The sequence below is a fragment of the Streptomyces sp. NPDC002499 genome, from assembly GCF_053595415.1.
This window is the reverse complement of record NZ_JBSFXO010000013.1, coordinates 108,071-124,706: the sequence shown is the minus strand read 5'-3', so window position 1 is coordinate 124,706 and position 16,636 is coordinate 108,071. Positions and strand designations below refer to the sequence as shown.

The window sequence follows — 16,636 nt, the reverse complement described above, 5'->3', positions numbered from 1 at the left end:
AGGAAGTAGAAAGCGGTGTGTTCTAGAGGAAGTACAGGCGGTTGAGGGAGACGGACTCGGCCGGTTCGGAGCGGATCGGCTCGCCGTCGAGGGTGACCAGACCGGTGCGCTGGTCCACGTCGACCGCTCCGGTACGGGAGTTGAGGCGCAGGTCGGCCGGTCCGATGCCGCGCGTGCCTCGAACGGCCACGCGGCGGCGCCTCGTCGGCATCGAGTCGTTGCCCTGGTCGAGGGCGGCCTGGGCGACGAAGGCCACGGAGATGTCGGCGGGCGTGCTGCCGTGCGCGCCGAACTGCGGGCCCAGGACGAGGGGTTCGCAGGTGTCGGTGGCCGCGTTGGGGTCGCCGACCACGCCGTACGCCGGGAACCCGGACTTCAGGACGAGCTGCGGTTTCGCGCCGAAGTACTCGGGCCGCCACAGCACGATGTCCGCGAGCTTGCCGACCTCGATGGAGCCGACCTCGTGCGAAAGCCCGTGCGCGATGGCGGGGTTGATGGTCAGCTTGGCGATGTAGCGCAGGACGCGGTCGTTGTCGTGGTCCGCCTCCGGGAAACCGCCGAGCGCGCCGAACTCGGCCTTCATCTTCCCGGCCATCGCGAAGGTACGGCGGACGGTCTCGCCGGCCCGTCCCATGCCCTGCGCGTCCGACGAGGTGATGCCGATCGCGCCCAGGTCGTGCAGCACGTCCTCGGCGCCCATCGTCCCGGCGCGGATGCGGTCACGGGCCATCGCGGCGTCGCCGGGCAGGTCGGTCTTCAGGTCGTGGACGGAGACGATCATGCCGTAGTGCTCGGCGACCGCGTCCCGGCCGAAGGGCAGGGTGGGGTTGGTGGAGGAGCCGATGACGTTCGGAACGCCCGCCATCTTCAACACGTTCGGCACGTGTCCGCCGCCGCAGCCCTCGATGTGGAAGGCGTGGATCGTCCGGCCCTCCAGCACCCGCAGGGTGTCCTCGACCGACAGGCACTCGTTCAACCCGTCGCTGTGCAGGGCGACTTGGACGTCGTGCTCCTCGGCGACCCGCAACGCGGTGTCCAGCGCGCGGGTGTGGGCGCCCATGTCCTCGTGCACCTTGAAGCCGCTGGCCCCGCCCTCGGCCAGCGCCTCGATCAGCGGGGCGTCCGAGGACGACGAACCCCGGCCCAGGAACCCGATGTTGACCGGCCAGGCGTCGAAGGCGTTGAACGCGTGCCGCAGCGCCCACGGCGAGTTGACACCGACGCCCCACACCGGGCCGAACTCCTGCCCGATGATCGTCGTCACGCCGGACGCCAGCGAGGCCTCCATGATGCGCGGCGAGAGCAGATGGACGTGGGTGTCGACGGCGCCGGCGGTGGCGATCAGCCCCTCGCCGGACACGATCGAGGTACCCGTGCCGACCACGACATCGACCCCGTCGAGGGTGTCGGGGTTTCCGGCCCGCCCGATGGAACAGATCCGCCCTTCGCGGATCCCGATGGACACTTTCCGGATGCCCTGCACGGCGTCGATCACGACGACATTGCTGATGACCACATCGCAGGTGTCGCGCACGGCGGCGGCCTTGAGGTGCAGCCCGTCGCGCGCGGTCTTGCCGAAACCGGCCAGGAACTCGTCGCCGTAGCGCTGGGAGTCGGACTCGACGCGGATGGTCAGCCCCGAGTCGCCGAGGCGGACGCGGTCGCCGGCGCGGGGGCCGTGGGTGGCGGCGTACTCGTACGGATTCACTGCTCAACTCCCAGGTAGCCGCAGGCGATCGCCCGGCGCAGGGCCTCTTCCCTCGCGCCCGGCGCGTCCAGTGGTCCGTCGACGAGCCCGGCGAAGCCGATCGCGATCCGCTCGCCGCCGATCGGCAGCAGGCCGACCTCGATGCTCTCGCCGGGGCCGAAGCGGACGGACGATCCGGCCGGTACCGCGAGCCGCATGCCGTAGGCGGCGGCGCGGGGGAAGTCGAGGCGCGGGTTGGCCTCGAAGAAGTGGAAGTGGGAGGTGACGGAGACGGGCACGGTCGCGGTGTTGGTGACCGTGACCCGGGCGACGACCTCGGGCTCGGCGTGCTCGGGCCCCGGGAGCAGGGCGCCCGGGGCGTCCTCGGCCGCTCCCCCGCCGATCGGGTCCGAGACCACCGCGAGCCGCGAACCGTCGTCGAAGACGGCCTCGACATGCACCTCGGTGACGATGTCGGCGACGCCCGGCAGGACGTCGTCCGGCCCCAGGACCGACCGGGCGCGCTCGATGGCCTCGGCCAGCCGCCGCCCGTCCCGGGCCGCCTCGCACACCGTGTCCGCGATGAGCGCGGTGGCCTCCGGCACGTTGAGCCTGAGGCCGCGCGCCTTGCGGGCGCGGGCCAGTTCGGCGGCCGAGAACAGCAGCAGCCGGTCACGTTCCGTGGGAGTCAGTCTCACGGGGCGGCACCTCCTAGCCATTTAGAACAACACTCTAAACAGAAGATTCATGGAACGGAAAGATTGACGCACAAGCTTGGCACGGGTCACATTGAACGCCGCTCTAAAAAACTTGGCGGCCGTCGAAGGAGACCCACCATGCCGATAGAACAGCGCGGAGTCGACACCATCCCCGACGAGGAGCGCACCAGCGGCCCACGCGACCTTGTGTCGATCCTGCTCGGCTCCAATCTCTGCCTCGGCGTGATCATCTTCGGCTGGCTGCCGCCGTCCTTCGGGCTCGGCTGGTGGGCGTCGGTGAGCTCGATCGTGGCGGGCACGGTGGTCGGCACGCTGTTCACGGCCCCGCTGGCGCTGGTCTCGCTGCGCACGGCGACCAACCTGTCGACGTCGTCCGGCGCCCAGTTCGGGGTGCGGGGCCGGCTGGTCGGCTCGGTGTTCGGGCTGCTGCTCGCCCTCGGCTACACGGCGCTGACCGTGTGGATCGGCGGCGATGTGATGGTGGGCGTGCTGGGGCGGCTGTTCGGGCTGCCGGCGGGCGGTGGCTCGTACGCCGTCGTGTACGGGCTGCTCGCGGCGGCGACGGTGGCGGGCGCGGTGTACGGGTACCGGGTGCTGCTGGCCATGTCCCGGGTGCTGTCCATCGGCATGACGGCGCTGCTGGTCCTGGGCGTGTTCGCGTACGCCCCGCACTTCACGACCGGCGCGCTGCCGGAGGCGGGCGGCTATCTGCTGGGCGGGTTCTGGCCGACGTGGTGCCTGGCGACGGTGGCGGCGGGACTGTCCGGACCGATCGCGTTCATCACCCTGCTCGGGGACTACACGCGCTACATCTCCCCGGTCCGCCACACCTCACGCCGGGTCCTGCACGCGACCTGGCTCGGCCTGATCGCCGGCCTCCTGGTGCCCCAGCTCTTCGGCACGTTCACGGCGTTCGGCGCGCGGGCGGCCCTCGACTACGCGGGCCCGCTGGTGTCGGCGTCGCCCACCTGGTACCTGGTCCCGCTCCTGCTCGCCGCCTCCGCGGGCTCGGTCGGCAACGCGGGCCTGATGCTCTACTCCATGGGCCTCGACCTGGACGCGATCCTGCCCCGCGCCTCCCGCGCGCGGGCCACCTGCACGGTCGCCGTCGTCGCCACGGTGTGCGTCTTCGTCGGCCACTACGCCTGGAACGCCCAGTCCGCGATGACGTCCTTCGTCCTCCTGCTGACGGCGATCGGTACGCCATGGGCGGTGATCACCCTGATCGGCTTCGTCCGCTGCCGGGGCGTGTACGACGCGGACGCCCTCCAGGTCTTCAACCGCCGCTCGCGGGGCGGGATCTACTGGTACCGCGCGGGCTGGAACATCCCGGCCACGGTCTCCTGGGCGGTCGGCGCGGGCGTCGGCCTGCTCGCCGTGTCACTGCCGTCGTACGAGGGTCCGCTGCTGTCGCTGACGGGCGGGGTCGACTGCAGTTTCCTGCTGTCGGGGGCGGTCGGCGGGCTGACCTTCCTCCTGTTGCCGACGGGGGCCGTCACGGACACCGAGTCCGCGACGGCCCCCAAAGTGACCAGCCGGATCTAGCGGCGTCTAGCCGAGCTTGTGCATCCAGCCGTGCTTGTCCTCGTTGACGCCCCGCTGGATGCCCAGCAGTGCCTCGCGCAGGCGGGCCGTGACCGGGCCCGGGGTGCCGTCGCCGTGGGTCCAGGCGGCGTCCTTGGTCTTGGCGTGGCCGATGGGGGTGACGACCGCGGCCGTGCCGCAGGCGAAGACCTCGGTGAGGGCGCCGGAGGCCGCGTCCTCGCGCCACTGCTGGAGGGTGACCACGTCCTCCTCGGCGGTGTAGCCGAGGTCGCGGGCGACCTGGAGGAGGGAGTCGCGGGTGATGCCCTCCAGGATCGAGCCGGTCAGCGCGGGGGTGACGATGCGGTCGCCGTACACGAAGGCGATGTTCATGCTGCCGGACTCCTCGACCTTGGTGCGGGTCACCGCGTCGAGGTAGACGACCTGGTCGCAGCCGTTGCGGGCGGCCTCGGCCTGCGGGAGCAGGGAGGCCGCGTAGTTGCCGCCCGTCTTGGCGTCGCCGGTGCCGCCGGGGACGGCACGGACGTAGTCCTCGGAGACCCAGATGGTGACCGGCTTGACGCCCCCGGCGAAGTACGCGCCGGACGGGGAGGCGATCAGCATGAACAGGTACTCGTTAGCCGGGTGGACGCCGAGCGCGGCCTCCGTGGCGAACATGAACGGGCGCAGGTACAGCGACTCCTCGCCGCCGTGCGGCGGGACCCAGGCCGCGTCCTGCCCGAGCAGCACGTCCAGGGCCTCGATGAACAGTTCCTCGGGCAGCTCCGCCATGGCCATCCGGCGGGCGGAGTTCTGGAAGCGGCGGGCGTTGGCCTCGGGGCGGAAGACCGCGACCGAGCCGTCGGCCTGGCGGTAGGCCTTGAGACCCTCGAAGATCTCCTGGCCGTAGTGCAGGACGTGCGTGGAGGGGTCGATGGAGATCGGACCGTACGGAACCAGCTGGCCGTCGTGCCAGCCGCGGCCCTCGGTCCACTTGATCGTCACCATGTGATCGGTGAAGTGGCGGCCGAACCCGGGGTTCGCCAGAATCGCGTCCCGCTCGGCGGCGGAAAGTGGCGAGGCCGAGGGCTTGAGCTCGATCGTGGGCGTCGTCATGAGTAGGTGTCCTTCACCGGTTGTGTAGTGACGGGCCGCGCTCACGCCCGCTACTGCCAATGGCCAGTGTTAGGACGTCCGAGCATTCCCTCATACCGCGGCTCCGCGTTCGATTATCGCGCGCGGGCTGCCGTGGAAGAAAACGGCGTGAATGCGACCCAGGGGATGATGGTGGCACCCGGCGGGGACATAGCGAAAGCCGCCGGGTGCATATGCGACCCGGCGGCTTCGAAGACTGCGAGAGTTTCGAGTGACTCGGCGGGTCAGCCGGCTACTCGTACGGACAGCGCGTCGCCGATCTCGGACGTGCTGCGCGCGGGCTTGCCGGTGCGCTCGGCGAGGTCGGCGGCGACCGCCTCGTCGATGCGGGCGGCCTCGGCCTCGTAGCCGAGGTGACGCAGGAGCAGGGCGACGGACAGGACCGTGGCGCTGGGGTCGGCCTTGCCCTGGCCCGCGATGTCCGGGGCCGAGCCGTGCACGGGCTCGAACATCGAGGGGAACTCGCCGGACGGGTTGATGTTCCCGCTGGCGGCGACGCCGATGCCGCCGGAGACGGCCGCGGCGAGGTCGGTGATGATGTCGCCGAAGAGGTTGTCGGTGACGATCACGTCGAAGCGGGCCGGGTCGGTGACGAGGTAGATCGTCGCCGCGTCGACGTGGATGTAGTCCGTGGTGACTTCGGGGAACTCCTCGGCCACCTTGTTGAAAACGTTCGTCCACAGGTGACCCGCGAAGGTCAGCACGTTGTTCTTGTGGACCAGCGTGAGCTTCTTGCGCGGACGGGCCTGGGCGCGGGCGAACGCGTCCCGGACGACCCGCTCGACACCGAACGCCGTGTTCACGGAGACCTCGGTGGCGACCTCGTGCTCGGTGCCCTTGCGGATCGTGCCGCCGTTGCCCGTGTACGGACCCTCGGTGCCCTCGCGGACGACCACGAAGTCGATCTCCGGCTGGCCGGCGAGGGGGGTCGCCACACCCGGGAGCAGCTTGCTCGGCCGCAGGTTGACGTGGTGGTCGAAGGCGAACCGGAGCTTCAGCAGGAAGCCGCGCTCCAGGACACCGGACGGGACCGACGGGTCGCCGATGGCGCCGAGCAGGATCGCGTCGTGCTGCTTGAGGGAGTCCAGGTCGGCGTCGGTGAGGGTCTCACCGGTGGCGCGGTAGCGCTTGGCACCGAAGTCGTACTCCCGGGTCTCCAGCTTCACATCCTGCGGAAGGACGGCGGAGAGGACCTTCAGACCCTCGGCCACGACTTCCTGGCCGATGCCGTCCCCGGGGATCACTGCGAGATTGATGCTGCGAGACATGTCGGCACCCTACTCCTCGTCCCATGGGATGACATGAGGTGTCCGCGATACGGACAGCCCCAGGACGACTTCGGGCCGCCGGGGAGTGGGCGGGCGTCAGTCGTTCGACCTCCGTTCACCCTTACGCATGGCCCTCGTTGAGGTTCACTGGGAACTTCATCGACATGGAGACACCTGATGTCGGCATACCGGAGCAGCTCGCACGCCGGATGACCATGGCCGAGCAGTACGAGTACCTGCGCACCAAGCTGTCCCGGCGCCGCACGCTGGTGACCGCGGGCGCGGTGGCGGGCGGGTTGCTGACGGGGTGCGCGGGCACGGGATCCGACGGCAGGTCGACCGGCGGACGGACCAGCAGCCCCGGCGCCGCGAGCAGCCCCGCCACCTCGAAGATGTCCGGCGCGGTCGTCACCCCCTTCGGCCGCCACCTCGCCTTCGGCGCCGACCCCAAGTCGCAGATGCGCGTCTCCTGGCAGGTGCCGTTCGCGGTCAAGAAGCCGTACGTCCGCGTCGGGACCAGGCCGGACGACTTGGGCCGCAAAGTCACCGCCGAGATCCGCGACCTGCACACCCCGGGCCTGACCGGCGTCCGCTCCGCCCTGGAGCAGTACTACGTGCACGCGGCCCTGGACGGCCTGCGCCCCGGCACCACGTACTACTACGCCGTGGGCCACGAGGGCTTCGACCCGACCGCGCCTCAACACCGTTCGACCATCGGCGAGTTCCGCACGGCGCCGGCGAGCCCGGAGAAGTTCGTGTTCACGGCCTTCGGCGACCAGGGCGTCAGCCAGGCCGCGGCCACCGGCGACCACGCGATCCTGCGCCGCGAGCCCGCCTTCCATCTGCACGCCGGTGACATCTGCTACGCGGACACCAACGGCCGCGGCGAGAAGGCCGACGGCTACGACCCCGGCTACTGGGACCTGTTCCTCAAGCAGAACGAGTCGGTGGCGAGGACGGTGCCGTGGATGGTGACGACCGGCAACCACGACATGGAGGCCTGGTACTCGCCGGACGGCTACGGCGGACAGCTCGCCCGCTGGTCCCTCCCGGACAACGGCTTCGACCCGCGCAACTCGCCGGGCGTGTACGCGTTCACGTACGGCAACGTCGGCTTCGTGGCGCTGGACGCCAACGACGTGTCGTACGAGATCCCCGCCAACTTCGGCTACTCGCAGGGCAGGCAGACCAAGTGGCTGGACACGAAGCTGGGTGAGCTGCGGGCGGCGAAGGGCGTCGACTTCGTGGTCGTCTTCTTCCACCACTGCGCCTACTCGACCTCGGCCCACGCCTCGGACGGCGGGGTGCGCACGGAGTGGCTGCCGCTGTTCGAGAAGCACGAGGTGGACCTGGTGATCAACGGCCACAACCACGTCTACGAGCGCACGGACGCGGTCAAGGGCGACAAGGTCGGCCGGGCGGTGCCCATCGGTGCGTCGACCGATCCGACGAAGGACGGGATCGTCTACGTCACCGCGGGCGGCGGCGGCCGTGATCTGTACGGCTTCCCGTCGGGCGTGAAGGAGAGCTACGAGGGGCACGTCACGCGGCACGACTCGGTCGGCACCTTCCAGTGGACGAAGTCGCACGGCTCGGCCCAGGAGACCGTGGAGTGGTCGCGGGTGCGCTACCGCGGGTTCTCCTTCCTCTCGGTGGAGGCGGAGAGCGGCAGCAGGCCGGCCCTGAAGGTGTCGGCGCTCGCGCAGAGCGGCGAGCGCATCGATCACTTCGAGGTGCGGCGCGGGAGCTGACCCCGCGCCGCACCCCTTGCGGGCGGCTCCCGGCCTACGGGCGTGCGCTCAGGAGCGGCGCCCGGAAAATCGCGTCGGCTCAGTGGCCGGTCTCGCCGCCGTTGTCCCGGCGATCGAGGGCGCGCTGGAGCGCGGCGGCGGCGTTCTTGCGGTCGGACTCGCTCGTGCGGGACGTGTGACGGACTCGGCGGCGTGCGGTCGTCTCGGCCATGGGAAATCGACTCCTTCGACATCAACGGAGTGCGGAAATGGGGGGATTCGAGACGCCGGATGGGGCGGCGGAGCGACGGACCGCAGGGGTTGCCTGCACGGTGTCCGGCTCACGACCGCCATTCGCTTGATCGAGCGAGACGTTCGGCTCCTACAAAGTTAAGTGAGGAGGGCCGGTCTGTCTCCACAATTAGTCGGACTTCCTACTATCTGAGACGGCGTAATGGGTCGCACCACGCTGACCTGCTACTTCTTCCCCGCCCGCAGTTCGCGCACAAGGGCCCGGACCGCGGCCGTCGCCGCCAGTTCGGGAGTGGTCACATAGCCGACGGTCCGCGTCGGCCGCTCCGCCCCGAGATCGGTGACCGCGACCGACGGCGGCGCTCCGGTGAGCGAGAGCCTCGGCATGATGGCCATCCCGAACCCGCTGCCCACCATCGACAGCACCGCGCCGTCGTCCTCCGCGCGCACGCTCGCCGCCGGGATCCAGTCCTGCGCGGCCCACCACGCGCGCGTGTAGGAGGAGCAGTTCTCGGCCCAGTCGACCAGCGGCAGCGAGCGCGGCGCCGGATGACCGGCCGGGTGCACCAGCGCGTACGGCTCTTCCAGGAGTACGTCACCCACCAGCTCCGGCGGGATCGGCGAGCCGGTGCCGATGGTCGCGATGCCGAGATCGGCGCGGCCCTGGGCCACCTCACCGGCGGTGCCGGGGCCGACCTCGCGGACCACGCGCACGGTCGGCTCGATCGCCGGGTGCGCTGCGGTGAGCCGTTCCAGCACAGGCGGCAGGAGATGCAGGGCCGCGCTCCGGAAGGCGGCGATGCGCAGGGGCCCGCCGACGACGCCCGTCCCGAGACCCCTACCCGGTCCTGCCCCGAGCCCCCTGGTCTCGGCGACCATCACCTCCAGCAGCCGCAGGACGCGCCGCGCGTGCGCGACGGCCCGGGCCCCGGCGGGCGTGGGCCGGGCCCCGTGGCGCCCGCGCTCGAACAGCACGACCCCCAGCTTGCGTTCGATGCCGCGCACGGCGTGCGAGACGGCGGACTGGGTGCTCCCGAGCCGTGTCGCGCCGGCCGAGAAGCCGCCCTCGTCGGCCACGGCGACCAGCGTCCTCAGCTCCTGCGGCGCGAGATCGACCGTGCCGACCCTGCCCTCCATCCACGCCACCACCTGCCCCTATGCGAGCGGCTCATGGATCCGCCCGTCCCATGAACCCAACCCCCTGCCCACGCCGGCCATTCCTCCCTACGGTCGCCCTCATGACCGCGCTCACCGTGCACCAGATCGCCCGCCCCACCGGCTTCCCGACCCCCGACCACTTCCGTTTCACCGAGTCGCCCGTCCCCTCCCCCGCGCCCGGCACGGCCGTGGTCGAGAACCTCTACTGGTCGGTGGACCCCTACCACCGCGAAATGATGGACGGGGACTTCGAGTTGAACGCCCCGCTGGAGGGCCGCGCGCTGGGCCGGATCACCGCCTCGCGCGAACCGTCCCTGCCCGAGGGCGAGATCGTCTTCCACCGCAAGGGCTGGCGGACCCACTCGGTGGTCTCCCCGGCCGAGGTGAGACGGCTCCCCCGGCACGAAGGCGTGCCCCTCTCCGCGTACTTGAGCGTCCTCGGCGGCACGGGCCTGACGGCGTACGTGGGCCTCACCCGCATCGCGCGACTCCGCGCGGGCGACGACGTGTTCGTGTCCGCGGCGGCGGGCGGAGTCGGCACGGCGACAGGCCGCTTCGCACGACTGCTGGGCGCCGGCCGCCTGATCGGCAGCGCCGGCTCGACGGAGAAGGTGAACCACCTGACGGACCAGGTGGGTTACGACGCGGCCTTCGACTACCGCACCGCCCCCGTCGCCGAACTCCTCACCAAGGCGGCCCCGGACGGCATCGACCTCTTCGTCGACAACGTCGGCGGCGACCAACTGGGCGCGGCGATAGGCGCGTTGCGCGACCGAGGGCGGGTGGTGCGGATCGGCACGGTCGGCCAGTACAACACGCCGGACGCACCGCCCGTGCTGTTCAACCACGCCGACGTCGTGGAGAAGAGCCTGCGGATCGAGGGCTTCCTGGTGCGCGACCACCTGGACGCACAGCAGGAGTTGTACGACTTCGCCGTACCGCATCTGCGCAGCGGGGCACTGGCCCTGGACGAGACGGTGATCGACGGCTTCGAGCGGATCGTGGAGGCGTTCCTGCTGATGCTGCGGGGCGGCAACACGGGCAAGACATTGGTGCGGACCGGGTCCTGAGGACCCGGCCCGATCACGTGCGGGATGCGGTCAGCCCATGTGCGGGTAGCCGTAGTCGGTCGGCGCGACCAGCGTCTCCTTGATGGCGCGGGTCAGGGTCCAGCGCATCAGGTTCTGCGGGGCGCCGGCCTTGTCGTTGGTGCCGGAGGCGCGGCCGCCGCCGAAGGGCTGCTGGCCGACGACGGCGCCGGTGGACTTGTCGTTGATGTAGAAGTTGCCGGCCGCGTAGCGCAGCTTCTCCATCGTGTACGCGGCCGCCGCGCGGTCGTTGGAGATGACCGAGCCGGTCAGCGCGTAGTCGGAGACCGCCTCCATCTGGGTCAGCATCTCGTCGTAGTTCTCGTCCTCGTAGACGTGCACGGCGAGGAACGGGCCGAAGTACTCGGTGCGGAACACCTCGTTGTCGGGGTCACTGCACTCGACGACGGTCGGGCGGACGAAGTAGCCCACCGAGTCGTCGTACGAACCGCCCGCGACGATCGTGCAGTCGGGGTCCGCCTTCGCGCGGTCGATGGCCGCCTTGTTCTTGGCGAACGCGCGCTCGTCGATGACCGCGCCGACGAAGTTGGCGAGGTCGGTGACGTCACCCATGGTCAGGTAGTCGACCTCGGCCGCGAACTCCTCCTTGAAGCCGGAGTTCCAGATGGAGGCCGGGATGTAGGCGCGCGAGGTGGCGCTGCACTTCTGGCCCTGGTACTCGAAGGCGCCACGGGTCAGCGCCGTCTTCAACACGGCCCGGTCGGCGCTCGGGTGGGCGACGAGGAAGTCCTTGCCGCCGGTCTCGCCGACCAGGCGCGGGTAGGTGCGGTACTTCTCGATGTTGGTGCCGACCGTCTTCCACAGGTGCTGGAAGGTCTTGGTGGACCCGGTGAAGTGGATCGCGGCGAGGTCGCGGTGCTCAAGAGCGACCTTCGAGACCTCGATGCCGTCGCCGGTGACGAGGTTGATGACGCCCTTGGGCAGCCCCGCCTCCTCCAGCAACTGCAGGAGCAGCACGGCCGCGTGGGTCTGCGTCGGGGACGGCTTCCACACCACGACGTTGCCCATGAGGGCGGGCGCGGTCGGCAGGTTGCCCGCGATCGCCGTGAAGTTGAAGGGCGTGATCGCGTAGACGAAGCCTTCGAGCGGGCGGTGGTCGAGCCGGTTCCAGACGCCCGGGGAGTTGGCCGGGGGCTGCTCGGCGAGCAGGTCGCGGGCGTACTTGACGTTGAAGCGCCAGAAGTCGACGAGCTCGCAGGGACAGTCGATCTCGGCCTGCTGGGCGGTCTTGGACTGACCGAGCATGGTGGAGGCCGCGAGGGTCTCGCGCCAGGGGCCGGAGAGCAGTTCGGCGGCGCGCAGGATGATCGCGGCGCGGTCGTCGAAGGCCATCGCGCGCCAGGCGGGCGCGGCGGCGAGGGCCGCGTCGATCGCGTCCTGGGCGTCGTCCTGGGTGGCGTTGGCGTAAGTGCCAAGCCGGGCCTTGTGGTTGTGCGGCTGGACGACGTCGACGCGCTCGCCGCCGCCCATCCGCCGCTCGCCGCCGATGGTCATCGGCAGGTCGATCGGGTTCTCGGCCAGCTCCTTGAGCTTGGCCTCGAGACGGGCGCGCTCCGGCGAGCCGGGGGCGTAGCCGTGCACCGGCTCGTTGACGGGGGTGGGGACCTGGGTCACAGCGTCCATGAGATCCGTAACTCCTTGTACGTGAGCGGGTGTTCGGGTCAGCCCTTGGTGAGGGTGGATCGTGCGAAGAAGAGGAGGTTGGCGGGCTTCTCGGCGAGGCGCCGCATGAAGTAGCCGTACCAGTCGGTGCCGTAGGCGGTGTAGACGCGCATGCGGTGGCCCTCGGCGGCGAGGCGCAGGTGCTCGTCGCTCCTGATTCCGTACAGCATCTGGAACTCGTACTCGTCGAGCTTGCGGCCGGCGCGCCGGGCGAGTTCCTGGGCGATGGAGATGAGGCGCGGGTCGTGGGACCCGATCATCGGGTAGCCGGACCCCTCCATCAGGATCCGCAGGATCCGGACGTACGCCTTGTCGATCTCGTGTTTCTGCTGGTAGGCGACCTCGGCGGGCTCCTTGTAGGCGCCCTTCACCACCCGCACCCGGCTGCCGGCCTCGGCGAGGCGGCGGGCGTCGGTCTCGGTGCGGAAGAGGTAGGCCTGGATGACGCAGCCGGTCTGCGGGAAGTCCTTCCGCAGCTCTTCGTGGATCGCGAACATCGAGTCGAGGGTGGTGTGGTCCTCGGCGTCGAGCGTGACGGTCGTACCGATGGCGGCGGCGGCCTCGACGACGGGCCGGACGTTCGCGAGGGCGAGTTCGTGACCGCCTTCGAGGGCCTGCCCGAACATCGAGAGCTTGATGGACATCTCGGCCCGCGTACCCAGCTCCAGCTCCTTGAGCCGGTCGACGAGGGCCAGATAGGCGTCACGGGCGGCGGCGGCCTGCTCGGGGGTGGTGATGTCCTCGCCGACGACGTCCATCGTCAGCTCGAGACCCTTGTCGGTGAGGTCCTGGACGATCGGCACGATCTCGTCCACGGTCTCACCGGGGATGAAGCGGTCGACGACCTGCTTGGTCACCGGCGCGGCCGAGATCAGCCGACGCATCCGATCGCTGCGCGAGGCGGCGAGAATCACGGGACCCAGCACGGGGCACCTCCACAGAACCAGCAGACAGGACCACCGTGAAACCTAGGGACCCCTCCGATCGTCGGCCATCGACAGCTGTCACGCATCCGTGCCGCAGATCTCAGACAGATGTATGAAGGCAGCCGGGAATCGGCGCGGGAATGCGGGAGAATGCCCGGGTGACCACCGATTCCACCGGCGACTACCAAGAGCTGGTCGACGAGATCTCGGAGCTCCTCGGCGCCCCGGCGACCCTGGAGAACCGCGACTTCGAGCTGATCGCCTTCGGTGCGTACGACAGTGAGGGCGACCTCGACGCGTCCGCGCTGGACCCCGTACGCACCCGCTCGATCCTGACCCGGCGCTCCACGGCCACGGTCCGCACGTGGTTCGAGGGCTTCGGCATCACCCGCGCCACCGGCCCGGTCCGCATCCCGCGCACCCCCGAGGCGGGTGTCTATCGCGGGCGGATCTGCCTCCCCGTCCGCCACCGCGGTGTCGTCCTCGGCTACGTCTGGCTCCTGGAGGACGAGCCCGGACCCACCGAGGACCAACTGACGGCGGCCATGCGGGTGACCGGCCGCATCGGCGACCTCCTGGCCGACGAGGCACAGCACGGGGCCGACCTGACGCGGGAGCTGCGGGCGGTACTGACCGCGGAGCGCGGCTGGCAGCGGGACATGGCGGTGGCCGAACTGCGCACGGCCCTCGGCCCCCGGGCGAACGGCCCGCACACGGTGGTCTGCGTGGCCCCCTGGCCCTCACCGGACCCCTCCGACGCCCCGTCGGTCCGCACGATCCCGGGCGCGACAGCCCTCTGCACGGTCCCTTGGGGCACGACGACCCACGCCCTCGCGCTCCTGGTCCGCCTCCGCTCGACGGACACCCTCACTCCGGCCACGTCGGCGGCGGCGCGGTTGTTGGGGCCCGATGCGGTGGCCGCCGCCGGGGTCGCCGCCGGGCGGGTCGGGATCGCGGAGTTGGGGGCGGCCTGGCGGGAGGCCTCGGCGGCGGCACGGGCCGCGCTGGCGGAGCCGCGGTTCGGGCCGGTCGCCGAGTGGGCGCACATCGGCCCGTTCCGTCTGCTGACCTCGCTCCCCCCGGACTCCGCCCACGACCCGGCGGTCGCCCCCCTCCTCGCCCCCGCCCACCGCGAACTGGCCCGCACGGCGGAGATCTACCTCGACTGCGCGGGCCAGGCCGGCCGCACCGCGGCGGAGCTGGGCATCCACCGGCAGACGCTGTACTACCGGCTGTCGCGGGTGGAGCAGCTCACAGGCCTGGACCTGGACGACGGCGAGGACCGACTGCTGCTGCACATGGGGTTGAAGGGGGCACGGCTGTAGCCATGCCCCTGCTGATGCTCGACCTCGACAACACCCTGATCGACCGCGACGCCGCGTTCCGGGCCGCCGCCGGTGCCTTCCTCGCCGAGCACGCACTGCCCGCCACTGACCTCACCTGGCTGACGACCCTGGACGCGAGTGGTTACACGCCCCGCGAGGAGGTCGCCCGGGTCATGATCGAGCGATACGACGGAAGCGGCGGCTCCAGCGAATACGGCACCGAAGACCTCGGCGCAGCCGTCCACGCGCTGCTCGACGGGGGCGCCGCCGACCGCGTGACCCTCGCTGAGGCCACCCGTGACGCACTCCGCGAGGCCGTCTCGGCCGGCTGGACCTGCGTGATCGTCAGCAACGGCCGGGGCGCCCAGCAGGAGACGAAGATCCGCCGCACCGGACTCGACCGGCTCGTGCAGGGCTGGGTGATCTCCGAGGCGGTCGGCCACAAGAAGCCCGCACCGGAGATCTTCCACGCGGCGGCGGACTCCGTCGGGGCGTCCCTGAACGACGCCTGGATGATCGGAGACTCCGCACACGCCGACGTCCTCGGGGCATCGGGCGTGGGCGTTCCCAGCGTGTGGGTGTCGGGCGGGCGGTCATGGACGGAAGCGGCATACGGGCCCACGCGGATCGCGCCGGATACCGCGACCGCCGTCCGTCACCTGCTCGCCCGCTGACCCCGTCCGTCAACTGCTCGTCGGCTGAAACAGATCCGCCACCTCGGCGATCCCCTCCGCGATTCCACGATCCGTCACGTTGCCGAACCCCAGGACCAGTTGGGGTGGATCCGTCGCCCCCGAGGCCCGGCACGCGCTCATGCCGTACAGGCCGACTCCCCGCCCGCTGGCCCTGGTCACGACCGTCTCCTCGTCCGTGCCCGGCACGAGATGGGCCACGGCGTGGAAGCCCGCCGCGAGGCCCGACAGGCGTACCGCCGGGGCGTGTTGGGCGAGGGCGTCGACCAGGGCGGTGCGGCGGGTCGCGTACAGGGTGCGCATGCGGCGCAGATGACGGTCGTAGCGGCCGGACTCGATCAGGCGGGCGAGGGCGAGCTGGTCGAGGGTGGGTGAGCCGCGGTCGGCGATGTTCTTGAGGTCGGTGAGCGGTTCGGTGAGCGCGGGTGGGGACAGCAGCCAGCCGATGCGCAGGGCGGGGGCCAGGGACTTGCTCACCGTGCCGATGGAGATCACCCGGTCGGCCGCCAACCCCTGGAGGGCGCCGACGGGTTCGCGGTCGTAGCGGAACTCCGCGTCGTAGTCGTCCTCGATGACGTACGCGTCCCTGCGCGCGGCCCACTCGACCAGCTCGTGCCGGCGCTCCGGAGCGAGCACCACCCCCGTCGGCCACTGGTGCGCCGGCGTCACGATCACCGCGCGGGCGCCGGTCGCGTCCAACTCCCGTACGTCGAGGCCCGATTCGTCGACCGGTACGGGGACCGCCACCAACCCCGCCGCGTCCGCCGCCGCTCTCGCCGTGCCCGGACCACCCGGGTCCTCGTACGCCACGGCCCGTACGCCGGCCCGGGCCAGGACGCGCAGGGTCAGGGCGAGGCCCTGTGCGTAGCCGGAGCAGACGAGGGTGTGCGCGGGGTCGGCGGCGGCTCCGCGCACCCGGCGCAGATAGCCGGCCACGATCTCACGCAGGGCCGAACTCCCGCGCGGATCCCCGTAGTCGAGGTCCGCGACCGGCATGGCGCGGGCCGCCTCCCTGGTCGCCCAGAGCCAGTCCGAGACCGGGAAGGAGCCCAGGTCCGGGACGCCGTGGCGGAAGTCGGCGAGGGGGTGGGGGGCGGGATTCCGCGGCGGCGCCTCGGGGGTCTGCTTCACCTGCGCGCAGGCCGCCACGCGGGTGGCCGAGCCGACCCGGGTCACCAGGTAGCCCTCGGCCTGGAGTTGGGCGTAGCAGTCCTGCACGAGACCGCGGGACAGGCCCAGTTCGCGGGCGAGTTCACGGGAGGACGGGAGCCGTTCGCCGGCCTGGAGCCGGCCCGAGCGGATGGCGTCGCGCACCTGCCGTTCCAACTGCGCGCAGAGCCGCTCCCCGCCGTCCCGGTCGACGGCCAGGAGCAGCTCGGGCGACAAACCGGCCCACTGCACTGGCATGGAATTGGAGCTTACCGGCGAT

Annotated in this window: 14 protein-coding genes; 5 read left to right on the top strand and 9 right to left on the bottom strand. The window is 71.1% G+C overall.

The window, feature by feature from the left end; translation table 11 throughout:
- Positions 1-22: 22 nt before the first annotated feature.
- Positions 23-1,708 (bottom strand): urease subunit alpha, encoded by a 1,686-nt coding sequence (locus ACWD5F_RS33915; protein ID WP_451260199.1) that lies wholly within the window; start codon positions 1,706-1,708, stop codon positions 23-25.
- Entirely contained in the window at positions 1,705-2,385 is a 681-nt protein-coding gene (ureA, locus tag ACWD5F_RS33910) for an urease subunit gamma (protein WP_451260198.1), read from the bottom strand. Before ureA ends, ACWD5F_RS33915 begins: the two co-directional genes overlap by 4 nt.
- Positions 2,386-2,523: 138 nt before the next feature.
- On the opposite strand from ureA, the gene ACWD5F_RS33905 reads away from it, so the two are divergent.
- Positions 2,524-3,951, top strand: a complete 1,428-nt coding sequence (locus ACWD5F_RS33905) for a cytosine permease (protein ID WP_451260197.1) — start codon at positions 2,524-2,526, stop codon at positions 3,949-3,951.
- 6 nt (positions 3,952-3,957) lie between these two features.
- Here ACWD5F_RS33905 and ACWD5F_RS33900 read toward each other — a convergent pair whose 3' ends face one another.
- Together ACWD5F_RS33900 and ACWD5F_RS33895 are read right to left on the bottom strand one after the other, a co-directional pair.
- Positions 3,958-5,046 (bottom strand): branched-chain amino acid aminotransferase, encoded by a 1,089-nt coding sequence (locus ACWD5F_RS33900; RefSeq protein WP_401722620.1) that lies wholly within the window; start codon positions 5,044-5,046, stop codon positions 3,958-3,960.
- Between the two features lie 263 nt (positions 5,047-5,309).
- Entirely contained in the window at positions 5,310-6,353 is a 1,044-nt protein-coding gene (locus ACWD5F_RS33895; protein WP_123997541.1) for a 3-isopropylmalate dehydrogenase, read from the bottom strand.
- Positions 6,354-6,517: 164 nt separating this feature from the next.
- On the opposite strand from ACWD5F_RS33895, the gene ACWD5F_RS33890 reads away from it, so the two are divergent.
- Positions 6,518-8,104, top strand: a complete 1,587-nt coding sequence (locus tag ACWD5F_RS33890) for a purple acid phosphatase family protein (protein ID WP_451260196.1) — start codon at positions 6,518-6,520, stop codon at positions 8,102-8,104.
- 79 nt (positions 8,105-8,183) lie between these two features.
- Here ACWD5F_RS33890 and ACWD5F_RS33885 read toward each other — a convergent pair whose 3' ends face one another.
- Together ACWD5F_RS33885 and ACWD5F_RS33880 are read right to left on the bottom strand one after the other, a co-directional pair.
- Positions 8,184-8,315 carry a hypothetical protein gene (locus ACWD5F_RS33885; protein ID WP_123997543.1) on the bottom strand — a complete coding sequence of 44 codons (132 nt, stop codon included), beginning with the start codon at positions 8,313-8,315 and terminating at the stop codon, positions 8,184-8,186.
- Positions 8,316-8,560: 245 nt separating this feature from the next.
- Positions 8,561-9,472 carry a LysR family transcriptional regulator gene (locus ACWD5F_RS33880; protein ID WP_451260195.1) on the bottom strand — a complete coding sequence of 304 codons (912 nt, stop codon included), beginning with the start codon at positions 9,470-9,472 and terminating at the stop codon, positions 8,561-8,563.
- A 101-nt stretch (positions 9,473-9,573) separates the two neighbouring features.
- Between ACWD5F_RS33880 and ACWD5F_RS33875 the strand changes: the two genes are divergently transcribed.
- Positions 9,574-10,563 carry an NADP-dependent oxidoreductase gene (locus ACWD5F_RS33875; RefSeq protein ID WP_451260194.1) on the top strand — a complete coding sequence of 330 codons (990 nt, stop codon included), beginning with the start codon at positions 9,574-9,576 and terminating at the stop codon, positions 10,561-10,563.
- 30 nt (positions 10,564-10,593) lie between these two features.
- Here the strand turns inward: ACWD5F_RS33875 and pruA are convergent, their stop codons facing one another.
- The gene (gene pruA / locus ACWD5F_RS33870) at positions 10,594-12,225 is read right to left on the bottom strand and encodes an L-glutamate gamma-semialdehyde dehydrogenase (RefSeq protein ID WP_451260193.1); all 1,632 of its coding nucleotides are present in this window, start codon (positions 12,223-12,225) and stop codon (positions 10,594-10,596) included.
- A gap of 38 nt (positions 12,226-12,263) precedes the next feature.
- Positions 12,264-13,190, bottom strand: a complete 927-nt coding sequence (locus ACWD5F_RS33865; protein WP_451260192.1) for a proline dehydrogenase family protein — start codon at positions 13,188-13,190, stop codon at positions 12,264-12,266.
- Between the two features lie 140 nt (positions 13,191-13,330).
- On the opposite strand from ACWD5F_RS33865, the gene ACWD5F_RS33860 reads away from it, so the two are divergent.
- Together ACWD5F_RS33860 and ACWD5F_RS33855 are read left to right on the top strand one after the other, a co-directional pair.
- The gene (locus tag ACWD5F_RS33860) at positions 13,331-14,515 is read left to right on the top strand and encodes a PucR family transcriptional regulator (protein ID WP_451260191.1); all 1,185 of its coding nucleotides are present in this window, start codon (positions 13,331-13,333) and stop codon (positions 14,513-14,515) included.
- A 2-nt stretch (positions 14,516-14,517) separates the two neighbouring features.
- Positions 14,518-15,189, top strand: a complete 672-nt coding sequence (locus ACWD5F_RS33855; protein WP_451260190.1) for an HAD family hydrolase — start codon at positions 14,518-14,520, stop codon at positions 15,187-15,189.
- 9 nt (positions 15,190-15,198) lie between these two features.
- On the opposite strand, the gene pdxR is transcribed toward ACWD5F_RS33855, so the two are convergent.
- Positions 15,199-16,614, bottom strand: a complete 1,416-nt coding sequence (gene pdxR, locus ACWD5F_RS33850) for a MocR-like pyridoxine biosynthesis transcription factor PdxR (protein WP_451260189.1) — start codon at positions 16,612-16,614, stop codon at positions 15,199-15,201.
- Between the last annotated feature and the right edge of the window lie 22 nt (positions 16,615-16,636).

Coding starts and splice junctions, on each gene's coding strand:
- ACWD5F_RS33890 (WP_451260196.1), top strand. CDS start 6,518: ATGGAGACACCTGATGTCGGCATACCGGAGCAGCTCGCACGCCGGATG.
- ACWD5F_RS33905 (WP_451260197.1), top strand. CDS start 2,524: ATGCCGATAGAACAGCGCGGAGTCGACACCATCCCCGACGAGGAGCGC.
- ACWD5F_RS33875 (WP_451260194.1), top strand. CDS start 9,574: ATGACCGCGCTCACCGTGCACCAGATCGCCCGCCCCACCGGCTTCCCG.
- ACWD5F_RS33880 (WP_451260195.1), bottom strand. CDS start 9,472: ATGGAGGGCAGGGTCGGCACGGTCGATCTCGCGCCGCAGGAGCTGAGG.
- ACWD5F_RS33855 (WP_451260190.1), top strand. CDS start 14,518: ATGCCCCTGCTGATGCTCGACCTCGACAACACCCTGATCGACCGCGAC.
- pruA (WP_451260193.1), bottom strand. CDS start 12,225: ATGGACGCTGTGACCCAGGTCCCCACCCCCGTCAACGAGCCGGTGCAC.
- ACWD5F_RS33885 (WP_123997543.1), bottom strand. CDS start 8,315: ATGGCCGAGACGACCGCACGCCGCCGAGTCCGTCACACGTCCCGCACG.
- pdxR (WP_451260189.1), bottom strand. CDS start 16,614: ATGCCAGTGCAGTGGGCCGGTTTGTCGCCCGAGCTGCTCCTGGCCGTC.
- ACWD5F_RS33860 (WP_451260191.1), top strand. CDS start 13,331: ATGCGGGAGAATGCCCGGGTGACCACCGATTCCACCGGCGACTACCAA.
- ACWD5F_RS33900 (WP_401722620.1), bottom strand. CDS start 5,046: ATGACGACGCCCACGATCGAGCTCAAGCCCTCGGCCTCGCCACTTTCC.
- ACWD5F_RS33895 (WP_123997541.1), bottom strand. CDS start 6,353: ATGTCTCGCAGCATCAATCTCGCAGTGATCCCCGGGGACGGCATCGGC.